At 63.4% G+C, this 20,281-nt stretch carries 18 protein-coding genes and 1 pseudogene; 12 read left to right on the forward strand and 7 right to left on the reverse strand.

Annotation, left to right across the window (positions count from 1 at the left end):
• The first annotated feature begins 68 nt into the window (after positions 1-68).
• The 7 genes from B9A95_RS09110 (at position 69) to B9A95_RS09140 (ending at position 8,610) form a co-directional block, all read left to right on the forward strand.
• A complete protein-coding gene (locus B9A95_RS09110) occupies positions 69-851 on the forward strand; it encodes a DeoR/GlpR family DNA-binding transcription regulator (RefSeq protein WP_084047121.1) in 783 nt (260 codons plus the stop codon).
• Complete coding sequence (gene rhaI, locus B9A95_RS09115) at positions 848-2,041, forward strand: L-rhamnose isomerase (RefSeq protein ID WP_084046670.1); 1,194 nt, start codon at positions 848-850, stop codon at positions 2,039-2,041. The genes B9A95_RS09110 and rhaI overlap by 4 nt, the downstream gene beginning before the upstream one ends.
• 81 nt (positions 2,042-2,122) lie before the next feature.
• A complete protein-coding gene (locus B9A95_RS09120) occupies positions 2,123-4,207 on the forward strand; it encodes a bifunctional aldolase/short-chain dehydrogenase (RefSeq protein ID WP_084046672.1) in 2,085 nt (694 codons plus the stop codon).
• Positions 4,197-5,672 (forward strand): rhamnulokinase, encoded by a 1,476-nt coding sequence (locus tag B9A95_RS09125; protein ID WP_084046673.1) that lies wholly within the window; start codon positions 4,197-4,199, stop codon positions 5,670-5,672. Before B9A95_RS09120 ends, B9A95_RS09125 begins: the two co-directional genes overlap by 11 nt.
• A gap of 78 nt (positions 5,673-5,750) precedes the next feature.
• Entirely contained in the window at positions 5,751-6,494 is a 744-nt protein-coding gene (locus tag B9A95_RS09130) for a (Fe-S)-binding protein (protein ID WP_084046675.1), read from the forward strand.
• Positions 6,491-7,990 carry a LutB/LldF family L-lactate oxidation iron-sulfur protein gene (locus B9A95_RS09135; RefSeq protein ID WP_212648282.1) on the forward strand — a complete coding sequence of 500 codons (1,500 nt, stop codon included), beginning with the start codon at positions 6,491-6,493 and terminating at the stop codon, positions 7,988-7,990. Before B9A95_RS09130 ends, B9A95_RS09135 begins: the two co-directional genes overlap by 4 nt.
• The gene (locus tag B9A95_RS09140; RefSeq protein ID WP_084046677.1) at positions 7,987-8,610 is read left to right on the forward strand and encodes a LutC/YkgG family protein; all 624 of its coding nucleotides are present in this window, start codon (positions 7,987-7,989) and stop codon (positions 8,608-8,610) included. The genes B9A95_RS09135 and B9A95_RS09140 overlap by 4 nt, the downstream gene beginning before the upstream one ends.
• A gap of 35 nt (positions 8,611-8,645) precedes the next feature.
• Here the strand turns inward: B9A95_RS09140 and B9A95_RS36990 are convergent.
• The 4 genes and pseudogenes from B9A95_RS36990 to B9A95_RS09160 all read right to left on the reverse strand — a co-directional run.
• Positions 8,646-9,041, reverse strand: a pseudogene (locus tag B9A95_RS36990) (HD-GYP domain-containing protein); the annotation flags it as partial.
• Between the two features lie 285 nt (positions 9,042-9,326).
• Positions 9,327-10,013: an MIP/aquaporin family protein gene (locus B9A95_RS09150; RefSeq protein WP_084046680.1), complete on the reverse strand. Its 687-nt coding sequence runs from the start codon at positions 10,011-10,013 to the stop codon at positions 9,327-9,329.
• Positions 10,013-10,474 carry an arsenate reductase ArsC gene (locus B9A95_RS09155; RefSeq protein ID WP_084046681.1) on the reverse strand — a complete coding sequence of 154 codons (462 nt, stop codon included), beginning with the start codon at positions 10,472-10,474 and terminating at the stop codon, positions 10,013-10,015. Before B9A95_RS09155 ends, B9A95_RS09150 begins: the two co-directional genes overlap by 1 nt.
• 4 nt (positions 10,475-10,478) lie before the next feature.
• Positions 10,479-10,799, reverse strand: a complete 321-nt coding sequence (locus B9A95_RS09160; RefSeq protein ID WP_084046683.1) for an ArsR/SmtB family transcription factor — start codon at positions 10,797-10,799, stop codon at positions 10,479-10,481.
• Between the two features lie 32 nt (positions 10,800-10,831).
• Here B9A95_RS09160 and B9A95_RS31920 point away from each other — a divergent pair, with 32 nt between their 5' ends.
• The 3 genes from B9A95_RS31920 to B9A95_RS09175 are packed head-to-tail and all read left to right on the forward strand — an operon-like array spanning position 10,832 to position 16,419.
• Positions 10,832-11,158 carry a hypothetical protein gene (locus tag B9A95_RS31920; protein WP_139806623.1) on the forward strand — a complete coding sequence of 109 codons (327 nt, stop codon included), beginning with the start codon at positions 10,832-10,834 and terminating at the stop codon, positions 11,156-11,158.
• A gap of 42 nt (positions 11,159-11,200) precedes the next feature.
• A complete protein-coding gene (locus B9A95_RS09170) occupies positions 11,201-11,605 on the forward strand; it encodes a hypothetical protein (protein ID WP_245808220.1) in 405 nt (134 codons plus the stop codon).
• A 2-nt stretch (positions 11,606-11,607) separates the two neighbouring features.
• On the forward strand, positions 11,608-16,419 hold the full coding sequence (locus tag B9A95_RS09175) for a DUF4132 domain-containing protein (RefSeq protein ID WP_084046686.1): 4,812 nt from the start codon (positions 11,608-11,610) through the stop codon (positions 16,417-16,419).
• A gap of 605 nt (positions 16,420-17,024) precedes the next feature.
• On the opposite strand, the gene B9A95_RS09180 is transcribed toward B9A95_RS09175, so the two are convergent.
• Both B9A95_RS09180 and B9A95_RS36995 read right to left on the reverse strand, forming a co-directional pair.
• Entirely contained in the window at positions 17,025-17,852 is an 828-nt protein-coding gene (locus B9A95_RS09180) for a transposase (protein ID WP_245808221.1), read from the reverse strand.
• A gap of 217 nt (positions 17,853-18,069) precedes the next feature.
• Positions 18,070-18,309, reverse strand: coding sequence for a helix-turn-helix domain-containing protein (locus tag B9A95_RS36995; protein WP_084046687.1), 240 nt, complete (start codon positions 18,307-18,309; stop codon positions 18,070-18,072).
• A 269-nt stretch (positions 18,310-18,578) separates the two neighbouring features.
• Between B9A95_RS36995 and B9A95_RS09190 the strand changes: the two genes are divergently transcribed.
• Both B9A95_RS09190 and B9A95_RS09195 read left to right on the forward strand, forming a co-directional pair.
• Entirely contained in the window at positions 18,579-18,887 is a 309-nt protein-coding gene (locus B9A95_RS09190) for a transposase (protein ID WP_084046688.1), read from the forward strand.
• A gap of 81 nt (positions 18,888-18,968) precedes the next feature.
• Positions 18,969-19,763, forward strand: a complete 795-nt coding sequence (locus B9A95_RS09195; RefSeq protein ID WP_139806624.1) for an IS3 family transposase — start codon at positions 18,969-18,971, stop codon at positions 19,761-19,763.
• Here B9A95_RS09195 and B9A95_RS09200 read toward each other — a convergent pair.
• Positions 19,749-20,165 carry a glycoside hydrolase family 18 protein gene (locus tag B9A95_RS09200; RefSeq protein ID WP_084046691.1) on the reverse strand — a complete coding sequence of 139 codons (417 nt, stop codon included), beginning with the start codon at positions 20,163-20,165 and terminating at the stop codon, positions 19,749-19,751. The genes B9A95_RS09195 and B9A95_RS09200 overlap by 15 nt on opposite strands.
• Positions 20,166-20,281 lie beyond the last annotated feature (116 nt).

Below are 20,281 nucleotides of genomic sequence, written 5' to 3' on the forward strand. Positions count from 1 at the left end.
CTAACACCCGTACTCGAAAAATTGCAAGGTCTTGTCATTTTTGGTGCGAGTGGTGTTAGATTATGCGCATGGTTTCCGAAGTCTTCAAGGTGGGCGCTGAGCGTCAGCACCTGATCCTGCGCCGCGCCCTGGCAGACCGCGTGGTCAAGATCAAGGACCTGGCAGCTGAACTCGGCGTCCACGAAATGACCATTCGGCGTGACCTGGATCAGCTCGCCGAACAGGGCCTGCTGGAACGCGTCCACGGCGGCGCCCGGCTGCTGGAAAAGGCCAGTGAGGAAATCGCCCACCAGCTGCGCGCCACCAAGAACACTGAGGCCAAGGAAGGCATCGCCCGAGCTGCGCTCAACCTGATTGAGGACGGCGACGTGGTCGCCCTCGACGCCAGCACCACCGCCTTCGCCCTCGCGCAGATCCTGCACACCCGCAAAGTCACTGCCATCGTCAGCGGTCTTGACGCTGCCAACGTCCTCGCGCAAAACGGCGTGCCCTTCCTGATGGTCGGCGGAAACTTCCACGCGCCCGCCCGTTCCTTTGTCGGCGCCTTCTTCATGGACACCATCGCCCGCCTCCACCCGGACAAGGTGTTTTTCTCCGCCAAAGCGTTCTCGTTCGCCACTGGATTTACTGACCCTCACCTGCCGGAAGTCGGAGCCAAGCAGGCCCTCATCCGTTCTGGAAGCACCGTCGTGGCCATGCTCGACGCTTCCAAATTCGAGCGTCGCGCGCTGGCCACCATCGCCACGCTGGATCAGGTCAACATTCTCATCACCGACCGCGCACCCCCAGCCGACATTCGCGCTGCGCTCGACGCGGCCGACGTCAAACTCGTGACCCAGGAGGAACAATGAACGCTGACGCCCTCTCCACCGCGCTGGACCAGCAGCGCATCGAAACCCCAAGTTGGGGCTATGGCAATTCCGGCACGCGCTTCAAGACCTTCTCCGCTCCAGGTGCCGCGCGGGACGTGTGGGAGAAGATCGAGGACGCCGCCGAGGTGCACCGACTCACCGGCATCGCCCCCAGCGTCGCCCTGCACATTCCCTGGGACGCAGTGAGCAACTATGCCGAACTCCGCCGCTTCGCCGAAAGCCGCGGCGTGACCCTCGGCGCGATCAACCCCAACGTCTTTCAGGACGACGCCTACAAGCTGGGCAGCATCGCCCATCCAGATGAGCAGGTGCGCGAACAGGCAATGACCCACCTGCTCGACTGCGTGGAAATCATGAAGCAGACCGGCTCCCGGGACCTTTCGCTCTGGTTCGCAGACGGCACCAACTACGCCGGGCAAGACGACCTCCGCGCCAGAAAACGACGTGTGCGTCAGGCCTTGAAGCGAGTCCATGACGCCCTTCCTGAAGGCGGCCGCATGCTCGTCGAGTACAAGCTCTTCGAACCCGCCTTCTACGCCACGGACCTGTTCGACTGGGGCGCGGCGTACGCCCACTGCCTCGCCATCGGTGACAAAGCGCAGGTGCTTGTCGACCTCGGCCACCACGCGCAGAGCGTGAACATCGAGCAGATCGTCGCGTTCCTCCTCGATGAGGGGCGCCTCGGCGGCTTCCACTTCAACGCCAGGCGGTATGCGGACGACGACCTGATCGTCGGTACGACAAACCCCTTCGAACTCTTCTGCATCTACGCGGAACTGCTCAGCGCCGAGCGGTCCGAAGACACCCTGACGCAGACCACCGCCCACAACGTCGCGTACATGATCGACCAGAGCCACAACATCGAACCCAAAGTCGAAGCCATGCTTCAGAGCGTTCTGAACTGCCAGGAAGCGTATGCCAAAGCCCTGCTGATCGACCGCGAACGTCTCCACGCTGCCCAGCAGGCCGGAGACGTCCTCGAAGCGCAGCGCACCCTGATGGACGCCTTCCGCACAGACGTCCGCCCCCTGCTGGCGGGCTGGCGCCGCTCGAAAGGGCTTCCCGAAGACCCCGTCGCCGTCCACCGTGCCAGCGGCTACCAGGACAAAGTCAGGCGTGACCGCGGCACTGCCACCGCCGCCGGTGGTGGGTTTCCCGTGAAGAGCTGACACCCTCTCCCGCACGCCTTGCCTCAGGCCCGCCTTTCCAGCTGGGTCAGCTCTCCCACACCCCCAACTCCGGAGGACCCCATGACCGCAACCCAGACCAAGACTGTGATTCAGAACCGCTGGAACGACGCCCAGGCCCCTCAGAGCGATGACCTCGCCGCGCTGACCTACCGCTCGAACCTCCTTGGTGCCGACCGCACGCTGGTGAACATCTACGGTGGGAACACCAGCACCAAGAGCGTCGAGAAAGATCACCTCGGCCGGGACGTCACCGTGCTGTGGGTCAAGGGCTCCGGCAGCGACATCGCGTCCATCACGGAGAAGGGCTTCGCAGGTCTGAAACTCGACGAGGTGCTCCCCCTCTTTGAGCGGCCGAGCATGACCGACGAGGAGATGACCGCGTACCTGGAGCGCACCGTCTTCGAGCCTGGACGTCCTCGGCAGAGCATCGAGACGCTGCTGCACGCCTTTGTCCCCGCCAAACACGTGGACCACACGCACCCGGACGCGATCATCGCCATTGCCTGCACGCCCAACGGCCCGGACATCATGCGGGAGATCTACGGAGACCGTGCCGCGTGGGTGGACTACATCCGCCCCGGTTTCACCCTCAGCCAGCAGATTGGCGCCGCCGTGCGGAACAACCCGGGGCTCGAAGCCGTCGTGATGGGCAAGCACGGCCTGGTCACCTGGGGCGACACCGCCAAGGAAAGCTACGAGACCACCCTGCGCATCATTGGCGAAGCGCAGGCATACCTCGACGCCCATCAAGAAGAGCAACCATTCGGCGGAGTGAAGGTGCACAGCCTGCCGGAGGACGAGGCGAACGCCCTGCTCGCTGAGGTGCTTCCCGTCCTGCGCGGCGCCATGAAAGGCGCGCGGCCCGTCGTCCTGAATGTCGACCGCAGCCCTGAAGTGATGGAGTTTGTGAATTCCAATGCGGCCGCCGAACTCTCGCAGGTGGGGGCCGCTTGCCCCGATCACCTCGTGCACACCAAGCGCACGCCGCTCTTCTTAAGCTGGACACCCGAGCAGGGCAAAGACGCTCTGCTCGCCGCAGCAAAGGACGCTGTCGAGCGGTTCAAAGCAGAGTACGCAGGGTACTTCGAGGAGAACAAGGGCGAAGGGGACGTGATGTTCACGCCCAGCCCCCGCGTCGTCCTGATTCCCGGGCTCGGCATGATCAACAGTGGACCGGACGCTCAAGGTGCTGACGTCTCCCGTCAGCTGTACTTACGCGCCATTCAGGTCATGAAGAGTGCCAGCAGCCTTGGCGGATTCGTCTCCCTGACGGCTGCGGAGTCCTACGCGGTGGAGTACTGGCCGCTGGAACTGTACAAGCTCGCGCAGAAACCCGCTCCCAAGGTCCTCGAAGGGCACGTTGCCCTGGTAACTGGCGCAGCCAGTGGCATCGGACGCGCCATCGCCCGCCGCCTTGCCCAGGACGGAGCCCACGTCGTGATTGCAGATCTCAACGATGAGGGGGGCCGCCAGGTCGCGCAGGAGATTGCGGAGGAGCGGGGATACAAGCGCGCCACCAGCACCGGCATGAACGTCACCAGTGAGGAGCAGGTGCAGGCCGCCTACACCCACGCCATCCTGCAGTACGGTGGCGTGGACGTCGTAGTCAACAACGCCGGCATCGCTTCGAGCGCGCCCATTGAAGAAACCAGCCTGGAGATGTGGAACAAGAACCAGAACATCCTCTCCACTGGGTATTTCCTGGTGGCCAGGGAAGCGTTCAAGGTCCTCAAGGTCCAGGGGACCGGCGGAAACCTGGTGTTCATCGGGAGCAAGAACAGCCTCGCTGCTGGGAAAAATGCCGCGGCCTACAGCACGGCCAAAGCCGCTGAGATTCACCTGGCCCGCTGCCTGGCGGAAGAAGGCGGGGCGCACGGGATCCGCGTGAACAGCGTCCTCCCCGACAGCGTCCTGTCCGGCTCGGCCATCTGGGACGGCAAGTGGCGCGCCGAGCGGGCCGCGACGTACGGCATCCGCGAAGATCAGCTCGAAGACTTCTACAAGCAGCGCAACACGCTGAAAGTCAACATCCTCCCCGAGGACATCGCGGAGGCCACGTACTTCTTCACCACGCCCGCGGCGAGCAAGACCACCGGGGGGATCCTCACGGTGGACGGTGGGGTGCCCATCGCGTATGTCCGCTGAAGTGAAGCGTCACGTCGCCATTGACCTCGGCGCGTCCAGCGGCCGCGTGGCGATCGGCACCATCCAGGACGGAAAGCTCTCCGTGAACGTCGTGCACCGCTTTGCAAATGGGGGGGTGCCCGTCCAGGGCCGGCTGTACTGGGACGTCCTTGGCCTATGGAAGGAGATTCTGCACGGCCTGCGCCTCGCGGCGCAGCACGGCCACATTCACAGCGTGGGAGTGGATTCCTGGGCAGTGGATTACGCGCTGCTCGATGAGCACGACCTGCTGATGGATGGTGTTCACCACTACCGGGATCCCCGGACCGGTGGCGTGATGGACGACTGCCTGAACGTTCTGCCCAGAAGTGCGGTGTACGCGTCCACTGGGATTCAGTTCCTGCCGTTCAACACGGTGTATCAGCTCGTGGCGCATGAGCGTCAAGCACCGGGCATCCTGAACCGTGCCTGCCAGCTGCTGCTCGTCCCGGACCTGCTGCACTTCTGGCTGAGTGGACGCCGGGCCACAGAACGGACCAACGCCAGCACCACGCAGCTGTACGATCCCCGCGAGGATGCCTGGTCGGCCCCGGTCATCACGGCTTTCGGGCTCCCCCCAGTCCTTTTCCCGGATATCGTTCCCGCGGGTACCGTGCTGGGTGAAGTTACGCCCGCCGTAGCGCAGGAGACGGGGCTGACCAGCACCGTCGTGGTGGCGCCCGCCACGCACGACACCGCAAGTGCAGTCGCGGCCGTGCCTGCCGTTGGAAACGACTGGGCCTACCTGTCGAGCGGCACGTGGTCCCTGGTCGGCGTGGAAACCTTAAGTCCTGTCGTGACGCCCGAGGCCCTGCAGTACAACCTCACGAACGAGGCGGGCGTGAACGGCACCACCAGACTCCTGAAGAACGTCATGGGATTGTGGATCGTGCAGGAGTGCCGCCGCGCGTGGGGCAGTCCCGACTTCGCGCAGCTGTACGCGGATGCTGAGGCCGCCGCAGGAGGACCCCTGGTCGATCCGGACGACGGACGCTTCCTTCACGCCGGCCTCGACATGCCCCAGCGGATTCAGGCGTACTGCCGCGAGACTGGTCAGGCTGTTCCCGCGACGCCCGCGGAAATCACCCGCTGCGTCCTGGAGAGCCTGGCCCTGCGTACGGCGGAAGTCCTCCTCCAGCTGGAGGACGTCACGGGCCGCATGATCTCCACCCTCCACGTGGTGGGTGGGGGATCGCAAGTTCGCTTCCTCAACCAGTTGCTCGCCGACACCACGGGCCGCAGGGTGATCGCCGGTCCTGTCGAGGCCACCTTGATCGGCAATCTCCTCGTGCAGGCCGAAGCGTCCGGAAGCATTCCCGCTGGCAGTCTGCGGAGCGTCGTCCTCCAGTCCGAAGCCCTGGATACGTTTGAACCCACGACTGCCGTCCCATCCCAGCGGCTCGCGCTGTTCGCTCAGCTGGGCCGAGCACAACCCCTGCACTCCTGAACCGGCGGGGGACGACCGGGACGCGCACGGCACAGGCCCCTGAACGTCCCAGCGCTCCTTTTCGCCTGAGGTTTCCCTGTGAAGATCGACCTGTTTATTACGTGTCTTAACGACGCGATGTTTCCCCGCACGGGCGAGGCGACCGTGCGTCTCCTCGAACGCCTCGGGCATGAGGTGCGCTTCAACGACCGGCAGACCTGCTGCGGGCAGATGCACTTCAACTCCGGCTACCGGGAAGACGCGCTCCGGCTCGTCCGGCACTTCGTGGAGACGTTCCGGGACGCGGACACCGTCGTCGCCCCCAGTGGATCCTGCGTGGGGATGGTCCGCGACCTGTACCCGAGGGCCGCCGAGTGGGCCGGCGACGAGGCGCTGCTGCGGGAAGTCCAGGCCCTCACTCCGCGCGTCTTTGAGCTCAGCGAGTTCCTCGTGAGCCAGTTGCAGGTCGAGGACGTGGGCGCGTACTACCCGCACCGCGTCACCTACCACCAGACCTGCCACGCCATGCGGGTCCTGCGGGTGGGAGACGCGCCGCTGCGCCTCCTGCAAAACGTCCGGGGCCTGAATCTCATTGAATTGCCTGCGGTGGACCAGTGCTGCGGGTTTGGTGGGACCTTCAGCGTGAAGAATGCCGATACCAGCACCGCGATGCTCGCGGACAAGGTCCAGAACGTGATGAGCACCAGGGCGGAGGCGTGTACCGCAGGAGACAACTCCTGCCTGATGCACATCGGCGGAGGGCTCAGCCGGTTGCAGAGCGGTACGCGCACAGTCCACCTTGCGGAGATCCTCGCCAGCACCGAAGGGGAGGTCTACGCGTGAGTGCCGGTGGGATCAAGCCTGCCCGGACTTTTCAGGAGGCTGCCCGGACCACGCTGAGCAACGCGCAGATGCGCCGCAACCTCAGGCACGCCACAACGACCATTCGCGACAAGCGTCAACGCGCGGTCGCTGAACTGCCCGACTGGGAAGCGCTGCGGGATGAGGGCGCCGCCATCAAGGACCACGTGATGGCCAACCTCAGCGATTACCTGCTGGAACTGGAAGCGTCCGTACAAGCTCGGGGAGGACAGGTGCACTGGGCGCGGGACGCGGAAGAAGCCCGGGAGATCGTTGCCCGTCTCACCGCGTCGTACGGTTCGCGGGAAGTCATCAAGGTCAAGTCGATCTCCACCGACGAGATCGAACTCAATGCGGGGCTCGAAGCGCACGGCATTCACGCGATCGAAACGGACCTCGCGGAACTCATCGTGCAGTTGGCGGATGACCGCCCCAGCCACATTCTGGTTCCAGCGATTCACCGCAACCGTGCGGAAATCCGGGAGCTTTTCCAACGCAAGCTGGGTGCGGAACTCCTGACGGACGACCCAAAAGTCCTTGCGGAAGCGGCCCGGGTATACCTCCGAGAGAAGTTCCTGAGTACGAAAGTGGCGGTGTCCGGAGCGAACTTCGCCGTTGCAGAGTCTGGAACGGTCTGCATTGTAGAATCCGAAGGCAATGGCCGGATGTGCCTGACCATGCCGGACGTGCTGATCAGCGTGATGGGCATCGAGAAGGTGCTGCCGAAGTGGGAGGACCTCGCGGTGTTTATGCGGCTTCTCCCCCGTTCCAGCACCGCCGAGCGCATGAATCCCTATACCTCCTTCTGGAGCGGCGTGACTCCGGGAGATGGCCCGCAAGAGTTCCACCTGGTCCTGCTGGACAACGGCCGGACCGACGTCCTCGCGGATGAAGTGGGCCGTCAGACGCTGCGCTGCATCCGGTGCTCGGCGTGCCTGAACGTCTGCCCGGTGTACGAGCGGGCGGGGGGGCACGCGTACGGCAGCGTGTATCCCGGGCCGATCGGCGCGATCCTTACGCCGCAACTGCTGCATCTGGAGGACAAGAACGCCAATACCCTCCCGTGGGCAAGCAGCCTGTGCGGCGCGTGCTACGACGCCTGCCCCGTGAAGATCAACATCCCGGAAGTGCTGCTGTACCTACGCGGCAAGATCAATGAGGCCAAGCCGTTGTCGTTAGAGGCTGCGGCCTTCAAGACGGCCGCCTGGGTCATGAGCGAACCCTTCCGTTTTGAAGGTGCCATCAAGCTTGCGCGAACCGGACAGGGACCTCTCGTGAAGCACGGGGCCATTCACGCGCTTCCAGGCATGTTGAGCGGCTGGACAAACACCCGGGACCTCCCCGCATTTCCCAAGCAGACCTTCCGGGAGTGGTGGAGGCAACGCCCGGCTCCCGAGCTTAGGGAGACCGACGGCAACGCCCAGACGAGCGAAGGGGAAGTCACCGCACCGCAGCGTGACAACCGGGGGGCGGTATGACCGCAGAAGCGAGGCTGGAGATCCTCACCCGCACCAACCGCGCGGCAGGACGCGCGCAGGACCGCTTTGAGCGTGTTCCCGTTCGTCCCTCCGTCCGGGATCAGTGGGACATCGCCGAGCAGTTCGCGGAATACGCGGCGGAATACCGCGCCAACGTCTTGCGTACGACGCGAGCGCAACTCCAGCAGGCCATCGGAGACCTGCTGAGGGGGCGTGGCCGTGTGGCCGTTCCGCAGGATCTGCCTGCTGAATGGCTGCCCGGAGGCCTTGCAGTCATCCGTGATGAACCGGGCGTCACCGACCTGAGGGCGGTGCATTCCGTTGTGACGGGAGCGGCGGCAGCCATCGCAGAGACGGGCACTGTCGTGCTCGACCATGGCGCTGGGCAAGGACGCCGGGCACTGACCCTGGTCCCCGACCATCACATCTGCGTCGTGTTTGAACGTCAGGTAATGGACAGCGTGCCAGAAGCGGCGATGCACCTTCGCGGCAGTGCGCTGCGCGGACAACCGATGACCTGGATCAGCGGCCCGAGCGCCACTTCAGACATTGAGCTCAGCCGTGTGGAGGGCGTGCACGGCCCCCGCGTGCTGGACATCATTCTCGTGCGGGAGGCGTGACGTGGCAATGCGGCATCAACTGCTGCTGGATCGAACTGTCTCCCCCGCTGCTGCCAGAATTCTGCCTGGGCCTCCTCAGATGTCTGCGCCGTCTTAGACACCGGCTGACAGGTGAGACCGTCGTGGCTATCAATCACACCAAAGAGTCGAGCTAAACGGTGGATACGCTCACCACAGAGGCCGAGTGGATATTTTGTCCCGTCCCCCCGCTCACGGTGAGGCAAGATGACCCCGAGCGTTGCCGGTGAGAGATGGGGCAGATGCTGTGCCCGTCGGTGACCATAAGTGAGACGCCACTGGATGTCTGACCGCTCCTCCTCGTCGACCACCGCATTGATCTGACTCATGCTGATCGGCTTTGCGTCCGCGCCTATCTCCGCATCAGGATGAACTTGATCATTGGATGTGTCTTGGTGCGGTTTGAAAAACATGCTGGTGCGGTTTTTCCTGGTTTACCGAATGGAGGAATGATGAGGCGAACGTGGTGCACGCATGACACGACGTCCGTACCCAAAGACTGGATGTTGAGAGGGACGTCCTTCAGGCACAGCACGCCGCCTATGGCGTTCCCTGTGCCGGCCTCAATCTACTCCGCCCTGCCCGTCCCATTTCCCAGCTGTTCACCCGAGTTCGGTCTGCTTCCATCTTCCTGCCCGACGAGAGCGGTATCCGGTGCAGAGGAAGAGGATACGGGGGCCTGTGGAGAGCTTGGTGTGTCATACCGGTTCTCCTTCAGACACGAACTCCTGCGCCCGCTGAGGCTGCGCTTCAATGACTTCTCCGGGGCTGAGGAAGTGGTTGGCGGCTGCAGCCAGCGCGGCACCGAGCAGCGGGGCGAGCCAGTACACCCAGTGGGCCGTCCAGATGCCGCTGGCAAGAGCCGGACCAAAGGAGCGCGCCGGGTTCATGCTCGCGCCCGTGATAGGGCCGCCCATTGCCGCTTCCAGCGCCACCGTGCCGCCTACCACCCAGGGCAGCCCCGAACGCAGGGCCACCAGCAGAAGGAAGAAGGTCAGGAAGGTCTCCAGCGTGAATGCCTGGAGAACACTGCCGGTTGGAACTGTGGCCCCGAGGTTCCCTTTCATACCGAACATGACCAGCAGCACGAAGGCGGCCAGGATGGCGCCGGTGAGCTGCGCGCCGACGTAAGGCAGCACCCGCTCCCTGGGGAATTTCCCCGCCAGGGTCAGCGCGAAGGTAGCGGCGGGGTTGATATGCGCGCCGCTTATCGGCGCGAGGGCCGCGATGACCGACATGACCGTTAAGCCGAAGACCACAGCAACGCCCAGGTGGCCGAGCATACCCGTCTGGGCCTGCACCACCGCTGCACCAGGACCGAAAAAAATCAGCGCAAAGGTGCCGGTGAGTTCTGCGGCCAGGGCGCGCAGGAGTGGGACGGTCATCAGGCAACCGTAACGGTGGGGCTGTCCGCATAGGTCTCGGGCACGGGACGCCCTTCCTTCAACGCCTGCACAAACGCCTCAAACTGCTTCCCAAGCTGGTCCCGCACCACTCGCCAGCGGTCCAGACTGCCGCCACTGGGATCGGCGAAGGGATAGTGCTGCCGGGTGGTCTTGCCCGGATAGACGGGGCACGCCTCTGCAGCAGAATCACAGACCGTGACCACGTAATCAAAGTTCTGCGGATCCGGCACGTCGTAGAGCGTCTTGCTGGTGTGCCCCTCCAGACTCAGCCCAATCTCGGCCATGACGGTCTTCGCGTCGTCCTTGACCCGGGTGGCCTCGGTCCCCGCCGAGTGAACGTCAAGGTCAAGGCCTGTTTTCCGGGCCGCCTCGCGGGTGAGGGCCTCGGCCATTTGCGAGCGGGCGGAATTGTGGGTGCAGAGGATCAGGACGCGAGTCATCCCATCAGCATATGGATTTAACTTGATGAGTCAAGGCAAGGTTGTCTGGAAATATCTCGGTCAATAGCGCGCCACCCAACTTGAAAAGTTGGTCCTGTTTCAGGGTGTAGTACGTGTTCTTGCCACGCTGCTCGGCGCGAACAAGTTTCGCCTCGCGGAGGATGCCCAGATGATAGGAGACCTTGGATTGTGGCAGCTCCAGCAGCGCTTCGAGGTCACAGACGCAGCGCTCGCCCTGGGCAAGGTGCCGAATCAACCCGTAGCGGATCTCATGGGACAGGGCCTTGAGCTGGTCAAGGACCGTGGGTACAGCGAGGATGGTCACCCAACGATTCTATTGCGTGGAAAGAAGGGGCGATGAATACACTGAAATTGAGCTTACTTCCCGCATTTCCGCACTTCTGCACCGGCGGTGGGGTCATTCACCTCTGCGTCACCGAAGCGGTTTGGATGTGCTGGTGGCCGAGCCGCGCGCGGATGGGGTTGCCACATTGGCGCTCCGGCCTTTTTGAGGTCCGAGCAGGGCAGTTTCACGTACGTCTTGCCCTGCTCGGTGATCCCCACGCCTTTGATAGGCTGGCCGTTGAAGTACACGGCCGCGTCCTGACCTGCCTGCGCGGCAGCAACGCTGGTCGTGACCTGTTACGCTATTTACATAAAGACCGTGTTGTTCTACAATTGTAGTGTGAAAACCATCACATTTCCAGCTGCGGGCCCGACTTTCCCGTGATCGTCGAGACGAAAGTCGTCGGTCGCCGAACTCCCTTTGAGCGCCGACCAGTTGAGCTCCCAGACGAAGCCCACACCCTTGCCAGCCTGCTGACCCACCTGGTCCACGACGAAGTGCAGCGCCACCAGGAACGCCAGAACAGCGTGGGTCTCCTGCGCGTCCTGACCGAAAAGGAACTCACCCAGGGTGCAGCGCAGGGCAAGATCGTGGTCGCTCCTCAGGAACGCTCCGGAGAGGTCAACGTCGAGGACGCTGTGCGCCGCGCGCTCCAGGCCTTCGGCGACGGTCTGTACTACGTCTTCGTGGATGACCAGCAGATTGAAGCCCTGCATCAACCCCTTGCCCTGAAGCCCGACAGCACCCTGCTCCTGCTGCGCCTCACCGCCCTGGCAGGCGGCTGAGCATGAACGTTCAGGAGCACCTTGCCACCTTCCAGCAGCCCTGGAAAAAACCTTTCCTGGCGCGCGCCCAGTCGCTTCCTCAACCGCTGCGCGACATCGCTGCCGAGCTGGCCACCGAGTACCACTACCAAAAACTCAATCTGTTGGCCGAGCGTCTTGCCGGCGCCATTCTTGGGGGTGAAACCTCCACCCTGGAGCAACTCACCTCTGTTTTCTTCCCTGCCTTTTCCGAGACCGCCGCCCGGACGCTCAGCGCCCTGCTGACCCGCCACTCCTATCCGCTGGGTTCGGGCCGACGCGCCTTCCGCGCGCCCGGGCACCCCTTGCAGGCCAGGCGCGCGGCGACGTGGATGCTAAGCGCCTGGAACGCCACGCGCGATTACCCGCAGAAGCTGGAATGGTTCGCCGTTCACGCGGGCCTGCTGTCCAGCTGGCAATCGCACGCCCTGGGGCTGCTGTTCGCTCAGGCCCTCGATGACGGAGACGACACGGTCTTTCAGGTGCTGCGGGACACCGCCTCCACCCAGCACGAGACCGCGCGGATGGGACGCCACGTTCCCCTGGCCCTGCTTGCCAGCCGCCGTTCCGAGGCGTGGGACCTTGCCGAAGGCCTGCTGGTGGCCGCGCAGCGTCAGGAGGGACTGAGGCAGATCATTCTCGAAACGGTCGATGAGGCCAACCTGGACGCCTTCGTGCGATTCCTGCACCTGATTCTCAAAGAAGACCTGCTGCGCTTCGCCACGTGCCTGCGTGCGGCAGACGTGTGGTTCGGCCTGAACTACGACGTGGGAGACGTCAAGACTGTTCGCAAGCTGCTCGCCCAGGCGCTGGGCTACCTGGAAGACCCCGCTTCGGCGCACGTCGCCGTACAGTCCGGTACTGCTGTGGACGCGTACCTGGCCCTGTTCACCCTCGCCATGCGCGACGCCCAGCAGGCCAGCGAACTCGCCCGACCGCTCCTGGCCGACGCGGAGGCCGAGCGCCGTATGGCCGCTGCGCAGTTCCTGCTGGCCGCTGGGCTCCTGCCCCAGACCGAGCTTGCCCCCTTGCTGGAAGACCCCGACGTCCGCATCAGTGCGCTGGTCGTGGGCCACGTGAACGCCTGGAGCACCCAGACCAGCGCGTTGAGCTTCCAGGCGCTGGAAGCGTACGCCGCGCGGCTCCCCAGGGACGAGCAGCACGTTCCCCTGGTGTTTCCCTGGTGGGGTCAGACCCCCGCGCGCAGCGACGTGACCGACGCCCTCACCGCGTTCGTGGGGGATCAGCACATCAGCGTCCTGACCCCACACCTGTCCCAGATGAGCAGTAACGGGAAGTACCGCGTCGCAGCGCTGCTCAAGGAGAAGCTACCCCAGGTTCTGGATGCCGCAAGCCGTCACCTCGTGCTGGCCCTGCTGCAAGACTCCCAGAGTGCGGTCTCCGAGCAGGCCCTGAAGGTGGTTGCCGAGTTGGACCTCACTCCTGAGGAAGCGGACGTGGTCTGCACCCTTCTCAAGCGCCGCAGTGCGGACCTGCGGCGGGGCCTGATTCGCCTGCTCGCGCGTGACCCAGAACGGGGACAACTCAGCGCCGCGAAGTTGCTTGCCACCCGCAATGCCGGGCAGCGCCAGGCGGGACTTCAGCTGCTGCTGGAGGTCGGTGGGGAACTCCCGGCGGACTTCCAGCCGCGCGGAACCACCGAAGAGACGCTGGTGGCCCAGATCACCGATCCGGGTAGCACCTTGACCCTCGCGGACGGGCTGGGCCTGTTCGATCCTCAGCAGCTCGTTCCCGTGCCTGACCTACACGCGCGGGAAGGCGAGTACGCGCAGGACGCGCGCCGGGGCGCGTCCCTCTTGCAGCACCTCGACGGGTACGTTCACACGCACCGTGAGCGTCCCCTGACAGGCGCGGGATGGGACGGGCAGGAGACCCTGCTGCTCGGGAACGCCCAGCCGTGGCAACTGCGGGGTGACCCGCCGCCGCTGATGGAGCTGTGGGAGCAGTGGTGGACTCGCCGCACTGACGCACGTCCGGGTGACCTTATCCGCATGCACTGGGCCCTCGGGCACCAGATCGCCCTGAAAGAGCAGCAGACCGCCGACGACGACCTGGGCGATGAGGACTTTGGCGAGGACCTCGGCGACAACACTCCTGAGCCTGAAGTGCCGGTGGCTCCCGAAGTCGTGGAGGCGGAGGTCACCCTGGCCAGGCTGCGCGCGCAGACCATCGAGCGCGTTCTGGGACCGCGCGTTCCTTTCGACCTACGCTACCGGGGCGTGGTCAGCATGATTGTGGGTTTTCTGGGGAAGAACGCCGATGCGGTGGATGCCGAACTGGCGCTGGGCGCCTGGGAGACCGGCCTGACTTACGTGCCCCGTGACGCGCAGGTGGTGACGCACCCCCAGTACACCTGGCGGCGAGAAGATCCGCGAGATCTCGTGGCCTGGCTCGCACGCCCGATGAACAACACCGGCTGGTTCCCCGAGCATCTCCAGCGGGTCTGGACGCTCCAGGTCTATCAAGACCGCGCCTTTGCGAATCTTCCCCGCTCACGTCCGGATCTGACGTTACTGCTTCACGCGCAGGAACAGGGGTGGGCGTCGCAGCACGACCTGTTCGATACCCTGATTGGACCACGCGCGAGTGGCGGCGGGCACCCCGAACTCCAGACCTACACCTCGCGCACGCTCCGCGAGGACTTGCCCGTCACGCCCCTGTGGCTGGAGGCAGTGAATCAGGTGTGCGAGCGCGTCCTGGAGGTCGAATCGGTCCGTGGGGACCTGGAGACGCCCGCGACGAACGCTGCCCTGAATCTGCGAAGCGTCGCTGGTGCCCGCTGGACCCTGCCCCTGCTGGCTTCGTTGGGCAAAAACCCCCTCAGGCGCGGCTCTTCGGGCACCAGCCGGGACGGAACGTTCAGTCACCTGATCCGCATGTCTTTCCCTGCGCCGGAAGACACCCCCGCGGCGTTCAGCAAGGGGGTGGAGGATCTGAAGGTCAGCGACGCCCGGTTGCTGGACCTGGCGATGTTCGCGCCGCAGTGGTCCGCGCTGGTGCAAGCGAAGCTGAAGTGGAAAGGCCTGCAAGATGGGGTCTACTGGTTGCACGCCCACACCCGCGACAACAGCTGGAGTGTGCCTCCGGAAGTGCGCGAAGCCTGGGAAGCGGAGATCAGCGAGCGCACGCCCCTGGGCACCGACAGCCTGACAGAAGGGGCCGTGGACGTCGCGTGGTTTCGCAAGATGTACAAGTCGCTCGGTGCAGCGTCTTTCACGGCCCTGCTGAGCGCCGCCAAGTACGCGTCCAGCAGCGGCGGGCACAAGCGCGCTGAACTGTTCGCCCAGACGCTCCTGGGGCATATTTCCGAAGCTGCGCTCCGCACCCGCATCACCGAGAAGCGAAACGGCGACGCGGTGCGCGCCCTGGGCTTGCTGCCCTTCAGCCGCAAGAAGGCGGTGGCCGCTGCGGAACTCGAAAGCCGGTACCGGCTGCTGTCGGATTTCCGCCGGGAAGCCAAGCAGTTCGGTGCCCAGCGTCAGGCCAGTGAGCGCCTTGCGGCAGACATCGGGATGCACAACCTGGCCCGCACCGCCGGGTACCTCGATCCTCAGCGCCTGATGTGGGCGATGGAAGCGCGGCTCGCGCCCGACTGGCAGAAGGCCGTGGAATCGGGCGGCGTCACCCTTACCGTTGACCTGAGCGCGGCGGGGGAAGCCAGCTTACGCGTCATCCGCGGCGAGAAGACCCTCAAAGCCCTGCCGCCCGCGCTGAAGAAGGACCCCGGAGTCGTGGCGATTCGCGCTGCTGTGACGGAGTTGCAGGCCACCCGCAAGCGGATGCGGTCTGCGCTCGAAGAGGCGATGGTCCGCGGTGACCACTTCCAGCCTCAGGAACTGCGCGACCTTGCCCGTCACCCGGTGATTTCTCCCATGCTGCGCTCGCTGGTGTGGGTGCTCAACGAAGGTCCGGTCGGATGGTGGCAGGGCGACAGCCTCCAGACGGTGGGTGGAGACGAGCAGATTGGCGAACAGGCCCTGCGCCTCGCGCACCCGCATGACCTGTTCGTATCCGGTCACTGGATTACCTTTCAGGAACGCGTGATCTTCGAAGGGCTCGTTCAGCCGTTCAAGCAGGTGTTCCGCGAGTACTATCCCATCACCCCCGCCGAGAGTGACGCCTACCGCAGCACCCGGTATGCCGGTCATCACGTGCAGCCCACCCAGGCCGCTGGGCTGTTCAAGACGCGCGGCTGGGTCACCGTCTACGAGGAGGGCGTGCGCAAGACCTACCACGCCGAAGGCATCAACGTCTGGGTGGACACGCCCGTGGGGTACGGCACGCCCAACGAAGTGGAAGGCTCACCCCTCAGCGCTGTGTATTTCGTTCGCCGTGACGAGCAGGAAGCGATGCTGCTCAGCGCCGTGCCTCCCCGTCTCTTCAGTGAAACCATGCGTGACCTCGACCTGGTGGTCAGTGTGGCGCATGTGGGCGGTGTGGACCCCGAAGCCAGCCAGAGCACCGTGGAGATGCGGGCAGACCTCCTGCGCGAAACCCTGCGCCTGCTCAAACTGACCAACGTCCGCATCGACAACTCCCACGCGCTGATCCAGGGGCATTACGCCAGTTACACCGTGCACCTGGGCTCGGGCACCGTTCACCGCCTCCCCGGGGGATTCCTGTGCGTCATTCCGGTGCACAACCAGCACCAGGGCCGCATCTTCCTGCCATTCGCTGATCCGGACCCCCGCACTTCTGAAGTCGTCAGTAAGGTGTTGCTCCTCGCGGAGGACAAGAAGATTCAGGATCTCACCATCCTGGAACAGCTCACCTGACCGCTTCTGATGAAAACAGGGAGCCTGAGACAGGCTCCCTATCGCGTTTTACACTGAATACACTGCATTTCTTAGTATTTGATAGGGTTCTTGGAGCCTCCTTTATTGGTACTCCGTTGACTGGCGGGAACCTGATGGATGGCGCCCGTGTTTCTGGGGTCAGCGCGGTACGCAAAGAGTGGGAATCCCCCGTGTTCTTCGCCAGCAGTTACAGACTCAACGGAGTACCATTATACGTGATTAAGATGAGTTTAGAACGTGATTGATCCATGAAAAGAGCGTCAGCGACTTTACTTCCTGAGGACAACTTCTAAGTTTTTCACATTCTCGCACGATCAAATCTTCGATTTCTTGAATGTCTCGTATTATTTTATTGGCCAATGGTGCTTTCAGTTTCATGACCATGGGTTCTGCTGGGGAAAGTTCAGGTGTATAGGCTGGAAATGGGAGTAGAAAGGTATTGGGAGGAACACTGAGTTTCTTGCCCATGTGCTAGCCCGCTTGGTCGAGTAGAAGTACAATAAGCTGTCGACCCTGAGGGTCGACAGCCCGACTGAACTCTCTCAGAGCGGTCTCCATTCATGGGATGTTAACCGTGGGAAAGATCAGGAATTCACCTTGGCCCGTCTGAGGTTCGACGAAAATGTAGGTGTAGAACGCCGTTTAGGGCTGAGCGAGGTTATGGGCGAGGCCAGGACGACGCGGAGCCGGAGAGAGGGAAGTGTTTTGGTCTGAACGGAGCGAATTTGAGCTTCGACCAATTGTGAAAAGACGGTTTCAATGCGTTTGCGGAGCTTTGGGTGGCGGTCTTGCCGCCACCCGTTGTCATAGCGGGTGTTTTTCTTGGGTGGGAACAGGTCGCCCAGGCAGCAATAGCCCTTGTCCCCAATGATCTTTGGCCCGCCGAACTCAGGCCACCTCCGGTTCAACTCATAGCTGACGGTGGTGTCGTGAAGATTGGCGGGTTTGAGGAGGGACTGGACGATCTCCCCTGCGGGTGTCACCCAGGCATGCAGCTTGTACCCGTACACGTCGCCCTGGGTCCCAAACCCCCATTTCGCTCCCGGGAACTTGCACCGCTTGCCTCGTTTCGGGCGACACACCGGGAGCGGCATGGAGTCAATGATCACTTCTGCACAGCGTTTGGCGGGGCTGACCAAGGCTTCGAGGCGTTCCAGCAGACGCACGCTTCGCATGTACGCCTGGCTGTAGGAGGGAAGACCGACGCGGTCTTCCCTCAACATGTTCCACCAGATCGAGCGATACGGCTGCTTGAACACGAAGCGAGCGAGCAAGAGGGCCACGAGCAGGGCATCCGTCAGCTTCTGATGCTTAAATCGCTTCAGATCGCTGAAGTGCCGCTTCGCCCAACGGTGGAGCTGACGAATCACCGCACGACGACCTAAACTATGATGGTGACGGTATCTGCACATACCGTCTCCATTTTTCCTCGTCTCCGTCCTACTCGGCTACCCCAGCCTCAAGCCCTAAACGGCGTGTAGAGCCATTGATAACGCCGGTGTTGAGCAACCACAGGCCGCTTACCTCGAAGCGCCTAGAAGCGCTTCAACACGGGCTTAAGGCCAAAACGTCCTTCGTCCTGGACCCAAAGGCGAACTTGCTTTTCGGGGTAGGCTGCCTGAGCAACGCTCAGCGCCGCCTCGACTTTTTTATGAACGTCCCCTGCTCTTTGGGAGAAGCCGCCTCCGTATGCGTCGGTCGAGGAACCTGAGCAGTAAAGCCAAGTCTTTCCAAGTAGCCCCAGACACACACCTCTGTCAATGCAATCCCAAAATGCTCCTGGATGTGTATCGAGCGCCATGGGCGGCCATTGCACGCCGCCTGTGGCGTTTTCGAAGGAGGAAGAGGAGAGGCTATGTAACGTGCAATCTTCTTTCTACTGGTGGGTTACTTGCCATAGTTGTAGGCTTTGAGGATACCCCGTGTCCCGAAAAACCCTCTGCGAGCCCTGACGGAAGAGGAACGTGCGACCTTGGAGCGATTGAGCCGGTCGCATCACACCGCAGCGATCGTCGGCGGCGGGGCAAAAACGATTCTCGCGGTGTCGGCCGGCATGGCCTATACCGGAGCAGCTCGGTTGTCGCCTTGCCAGGGTTTTGTGGAGGGAAAGTTCAGTCTGATTCAGACTGGAGCGAGATATGACGACCCCTCGGCAGAACTACACCGCTGAATTCAAGCAGGAGGCCGTGCGGCTGGTCGAAGCCACGGGCAAAAGTTGTGCCCAAATCGCCCGCGACCTCGGCGTCCCTCCCCACTACGTCGTGCGCTGGAAAAAGCGGCAGGAGGTGCAGAAGGCTGTGGGACGCCCTGTATTGACGGGGCGTGGCTTCCCTGCGCGTTCTGAACAGGAAGAACGGATCAAGCATCTGGAGCGTGAACTGGAGATTGCCCGTCAGGAGTGGGATGTGTTGAAAAAAGCCGTGGCCTTCTTCGCCAAACAAAGCTGATCTTCGCCTTCGTTCAGCAGTACCAGGAAGAGTTTCCGGTGGAGCTGATGTGTCAGGTGCTGGAGGTCGGTGTGAGCGGGTATTACGCAGACGCGGGGAAGGCCAGAGCGTGTCAGAGCGCGAAAAGACCGCGCCCAGACCGAGAAGATCAGGGCGAGTCATCAGCGAAGCCGAGGGACTTACGGAACCCCGAGAATTCAAGCGGATCTCGCAGATGAGGGAGAGCGGGTGAGCCGACAGCGGATCGGGCGACCGATGAAGGCAGCGGACGCTGAGGTCCGCTGCAAGCGGCCGTTTCGCGTGACGACCAAGGCCTCATCGGCTCACCCAACCGCAGAAAATCTGCTGAACCGAGAGTTCAGTGCCGACCGGCCGAATCGGAAGTGGGTCACGGACATCACCTCTCTGCCGACGACGGAGGGCTGGCTGTATCTGGCCACGGTCATGGACCTGTTCTCCAGAAAAATTGTCGGCTGGGCGATGAGCGAACGTCTTCACACGCCGCTGGTCACCGCGGCGCTGAACATGGCTTGGCAGCGACGGCAGCCCGAGACCGGGCTGCTCCACCACTCCGACCGAGGCAGCCAATACAGCAGTGAGGTCTACCGACAAGCCCTGGAGCGCCTGGAGGCGGTTCAGAGCATGAGCAACAAAGGGCAGTGTTGGGATAGCGCCGTGCAGGAACGCTTTTTCTCAACCCTCAAGGTTGAACTCGACCTGCGCCAGGAACCCGGGACGTGTGCCCAAACCCGCAGTGACGTGTTCGCGTGGATCGAGGTGTTTTACAACCGGCAACGTCGCCATTCGTCGCCCTGCTACCGTTCCCCGGTGGCCTTTGAGGAACAAACCACCCATCCTGAACTACGCCTCCACTAAACCCTTGCAATTCATTATGGGGTCGTAGTTGTTCACCAGCGGCATCATGGGCAGCCCTGGGCAGTGCACCGCAACATACGCGCGCATGTTCGCGTTCTTTCCGGGGGACTCGGGGCTCAGCGTACCGCCCGCTTCCAGACGCCACCATTCGGACACAAGGACACCCAACGCGCCCAGGTTGCGCTTCAAGGACGTGAAACTGTTGTCGTCCCAGGCCACGAAAAAGCCAGTGATGTTCAGGGTGGCCTTGCTCTGAGTGGGGCTACCCGTCCAACCGCCATCGAGGGTTGTTCCTGGTCTACGGCTGTGAGTTGCCACGCCCGGCAGGGGCCGCAGGGCCGAGTGGTGCCTTCCCAGCGCCAGGGACGGAAGAGCGTCGGGGTGCCACAGGGCGGTCATCATGCCCGCTTCCGAGAGCAGCAGGGCAGCGCCGCGCCCATCAGGAACGCCGCCCGGTTGAGGTGACGTCGTCGGTCCTGTAGGGCGGCGAAGACGGGCAGCGTGGGCTCGCTTATGCT

Origin of the sequence: Deinococcus hopiensis KR-140 (assembly GCF_900176165.1) — a bacterium.
Lineage (GTDB): Bacteria > Deinococcota > Deinococci > Deinococcales > Deinococcaceae > Deinococcus > Deinococcus hopiensis.